5 protein-coding genes are annotated in these 3,850 nt (G+C 64.8%); all 5 read right to left on the minus strand.

What is annotated here, in order from left to right:
* Positions 1 to 578: 50S ribosome-binding GTPase (locus tag KAZ48_10550; GenBank protein ID MBP7973231.1), on the minus strand; the 578-nt coding region annotated here is incomplete at its 3' end.
* Between the two features lie 172 nt (positions 579 to 750).
* On the minus strand, positions 751 to 1,452 hold the full coding sequence (locus KAZ48_10555) for a 1-acyl-sn-glycerol-3-phosphate acyltransferase (GenBank protein ID MBP7973232.1): 702 nt from the start codon (positions 1,450 to 1,452) through the stop codon (positions 751 to 753).
* On the minus strand, positions 1,449 to 2,168 hold the full coding sequence (locus KAZ48_10560) for a (d)CMP kinase (protein ID MBP7973233.1): 720 nt from the start codon (positions 2,166 to 2,168) through the stop codon (positions 1,449 to 1,451). Before KAZ48_10560 ends, KAZ48_10555 begins: the two co-directional genes overlap by 4 nt.
* A gap of 70 nt (positions 2,169 to 2,238) precedes the next feature.
* On the minus strand, positions 2,239 to 3,354 hold the full coding sequence (locus KAZ48_10565; GenBank protein ID MBP7973234.1) for a prephenate dehydrogenase: 1,116 nt from the start codon (positions 3,352 to 3,354) through the stop codon (positions 2,239 to 2,241).
* Complete coding sequence (aroH, locus tag KAZ48_10570) at positions 3,351 to 3,713, minus strand: chorismate mutase (protein MBP7973235.1); 363 nt, start codon at positions 3,711 to 3,713, stop codon at positions 3,351 to 3,353. Before aroH ends, KAZ48_10565 begins: the two co-directional genes overlap by 4 nt.
* Between the last annotated feature and the right edge of the window lie 137 nt (positions 3,714 to 3,850).

A 3,850-nucleotide genomic window follows, 5' to 3' on the forward strand; every position in this document is an offset into this window, starting at 1 on the left:
CGGTTCAGCAAGCTGGATTTGCCGACGTTGGGCCGGCCAAGTAGGGCAACCCGGTGCGGGCCCTCCTCCAACTGCGCGCCGCGACCAACCTCCGGCAGCATCTTGAGCAGATCGTCGAGGAAGTCACCGCTGCCGCGCCCATGCAGGGCAGACAGCGCGATGGGCTCCCCCAGGCCCATGGACCAGAGGTTCGCAGCCTCGATCTCCAACGTCGCGCTATCGACCTTGTTCGCCACCAACATCGTCGGAACGCCACTGCGACGCAGCATCCGGACGGCCTCAGTATCGGCGTCAGTGGCCCCGACGCGAGCATCCACCACCAAGACAACCACGTCAGCGTCTTCGGCGGCCCGCTCGGCCTGCGCACTTACCTGCGCGGCCAACCCACGACCTCGCTGATCCCAACCGCCGGTGTCCACCAGCCAAAAGCGGCGACCGGACCACTCCGCCTCGTACCGCACGCGATCGCGGGTGACGCCGGGGATGTCCTCAACTACGGCCTCACGGCGACCGAGAATGCGATTGACGAGCGTTGACTTGCCAACGTTCGGACGCCCCACAACCGCAACTACGGGCATCGAGTCATCGATCTCCGCTTGACTGAAAGGCTCGACTAGGCGATCACCGAACTCGGCCTCGGCGGCAGCTTGCGCAGCCGTCGTTGCATCCTGATCGCCGAGCACCTCGAACGTTGCGAAGGTTGTCTGGTCTTGGTCGAACTCGTCGTCACTCACCGTGCCGACCTCTCTGTCATGTTGTTCTTACGTTGTCTGTCGGCAGCGCCATGCCGGTCGAGGCGACGGCTGCCGCAACGTGGTCAGCGAGCCGCTGGCGAATGAGCTCCCCCACAGCGGCCAGCGTGGACCGCTGATCGATATCGCCTTGCACCGGCGGCGAGAAGGGTTCGCCAAAAACCGCAATGAGCGGCGCACGCAACGGTGGCAGTGCTTCCTTGGACATCCCAGTCGATCTAGTGCCCAGCAGTGCGACCGGAACGATTGGCGCTCGCGACCGAGTGTAGAGGTAGGCAACCCCGTGCCTGATCCTGGCGACATCACCCCTGTTGCGGTGTGCTTCTGGGAAGATACCGACGGCACGCTCTTCCGAGAGCAAATCCAGCGCCAGCGACATAGCTCGGCGGTCGGCGGACTCGTAGTCCAACTCGATTTGCCCGACACTGGTCAGCAGCCGATCCAGCGGCGGGGTGAAGAGCTCGCTCTTGGCGAAGATGTGAACAGGTCGTGGAGTTGCCCCTAACAACAGCGGGCCATCAACCAGACCCGTGTGGTTGGCCGCCAGCAGAAGCCGCCCGCGCTTCGGCACATTCGCCGCTCCAAGAACGGACATTCGGTAGGCACTTCGAAAGAGCATGCGGGCGACATTGCGACCGTTGGCAACGCCCTTGGCACTCGGTAGCTTCGGTCTAAGCTCCATCCCGGACACGTCGCTCATTGGCCCTGCAACTGCCTGTCCTCGACCAGTCCAAGAACGGCCGCGACGACCTGGTCGAGAGTCAAGAACGTCGCGTCGATAGTCACCGCACCATCAGCTTTGGTCAACGGAGAGGCCGCGCGCGAAGAGTCCGCCTGGTCTCGTGCCGCCAGCGAGGTCGCCGCTTGCGACACATCCGACGCGCGGCCCTCCTCGTTGTCTTGCAGTGCCCTGCGAGCCGCCCGCGCCTCGTGATCGGCAGTGAGGAATATCTTGACGTCCGCGTCTGGCAGCACCGTCGAACCGATGTCGCGTCCCTCGACAACGATTCCCGTCCCATCGGTCTCGGCAGACGAGGCGAGCTCGCGTTGGTATCCGACCAACATCGTGCGCACCAGCGGAACCGCGCTGACCCGGCTGACGACTTCAGTGACCTCGGCCTCGCGGATCGCCTCGGCGACGCTCTCAGTGCCGAGTCGAATGTCGGGCGCGGAGGGATCAGTTCCACTTGCGACGTCCACGTCGTCGACCCGAGCAGCGACAGCTTCGGGCACCTCGACGTCAACCCCGTTTCGCAGCATCCACAGGGCGACGGCCCGATACATGGCGCCGGTATCCAGGTACCGCATTCCGAGTTGGCTGGCGACAGCCCGCGAGACGCTGGACTTGCCTGAACCCGATGGCCCATCCACTGCCACGACTAGTGGGGCTCCTTGCGGACGGGTAGCTGCTGGCATGGGGGTTAGCGTAACGGCGCGCTCACTTCCCGCGCAGATCCCCGCTCATCAAAGCCAGTCTCCCCCAGATCTAGCCGCGAATCTGCCACCCTCCTGCGGTTAGTTCCGCCCGCAGTCGTGGGGCCACCGACGGTGTCACGGCTAGCTCAATGATGGCCCGGAGACGACCCACTGTGTGTTCAATCCGCACATCCTCCAGGTTCACGCCCGCATGACCGGCGGCCGCGAACAACCGAGCCAACTCGCCGGGCTTGTCTGCAACGACCACCGGAATCAGTTCGTAGCTGTGGGCTTGGCCGCCGTGTTTGTCGGGTACCGCGCGGTACCCGGAGTTACCCAACTCCAACACCGCGCGGACCGACGCTAAGTCGCCAGTCCCCTGCGTCTCGCCGGCCGCGTTACGGGCTTGGGCGCTGTCGAGGGCATCGGCAACATCGCCCAACTGTGATTGGATCCGGCGAACTATCGCTGCGACCTCTCCGGCGTTACCCGCGAGGATCTCCGACCAGAGGCCCGGTTCTGACGCCGCCAATCGAGTGGCATCTCGCAACCCTTGACCACTAACGGCAACATCGCTTGGGTCGGCGGTTGCCAGTTGGGCCGCTAGGACCGATGCGAGCACCTGTGGGGTGTGGGAGGTCAGGGCGACCGCCCGATCGTGTGCCGCCGGACTCAGCGCCAACACCAACGCACCGCACGTCAGGGCCAACCACTGCACGTCGGCAACGCGCTCGGCCGGGTTGTCCGGACTCGCGGTGATAGCCCACATCCGATCCTCGAATAGATCGGCGCGAGCGGCCCCAGGTCCAGACGTCTCCCGGCCAGCCATCGGGTGACTGCCGACGAACCGAGACACATCATCAACCGTTGCTCGCAGCCGCGCCAGTGGCAGCGCTTTGACGCTGCACACATCGGTGATCGTGGCTTCTGGGTACCGCGCCAGCAGGTCAGCCACCACACCCGCAACTGCCAACGGCGGTACTGCGACGACGATCAGATCCGGTCGGCTGGCTTCACTGAGGCGCTCGCCAGCACCACGGTCGACGGCTATTGCACAGGCCTGCGCATCCCGATCGTCAAGCCACACCTGCACCCCGGCCGCCTGCAACGCCAACCCCACCGACGTTCCGATCAGGCCGGTTCCGACGATCAGAACCTGACTCGGCGTCGCCACCTCGTTGCTCATCGGTGCAGGTCTTCACGCAAGATTTGGGCACCCCGGAGGAACACGTGGTTGACCTCGCTGCGGGGACGATCGGTCTCAATGTGAGCCATGATTCGAACGACTCGGGGCAGTGCCGCAGGAACGTCGATCTCCTGCGCGCAGATCAGGGGGACGTCTGCAAAACCGATCTCCCGCGCTGCCGCTGCCGGGAATCCACACACCAAGTCCGGCGTCGCCGTGAAGAGCACGCTAATCACATCGTCCGTCGTGAGCTCGTTCTGGGCCAGCATCTCAAGGAGCAGTTCCCGGACAGCTTCGGTCATCTCCACGACGCTATCGGCGGCCAGGCGCGTCGCCCCCCGCACTGCTCTGACCGCCACTACGTTCTCCCTTGTCCGGCGCCCGATTCCTTCGGATCATCATGTCACGCGAGCAGCCGGGGTCGTCTTCGCTAACTGTCTTTGCGACCCCGCGTGGTCGGTTCGTCCACGGCGTCATAGAGGGCGGTGGTCTGTTC

The sequence above is a fragment of the Candidatus Nanopelagicales bacterium genome, from assembly GCA_018003655.1.
In the GTDB taxonomy this organism is placed as follows: Bacteria; Actinomycetota; Actinomycetes; order S36-B12; family UBA10799; genus JAGNDY01.

What these genes read in the sequence shown, in the direction of transcription:
- KAZ48_10555 (MBP7973232.1), bottom strand. Translation starts at nt 1,452, where the DNA reads ATGAGCGACGTGTCCGGGATGGAGCTTAGACCGAAGCTACCGAGTGCC.
- KAZ48_10560 (MBP7973233.1), bottom strand. Translation starts at nt 2,168, where the DNA reads ATGCCAGCAGCTACCCGTCCGCAAGGAGCCCCACTAGTCGTGGCAGTG.
- KAZ48_10565 (MBP7973234.1), bottom strand. Translation starts at nt 3,354, where the DNA reads ATGAGCAACGAGGTGGCGACGCCGAGTCAGGTTCTGATCGTCGGAACC.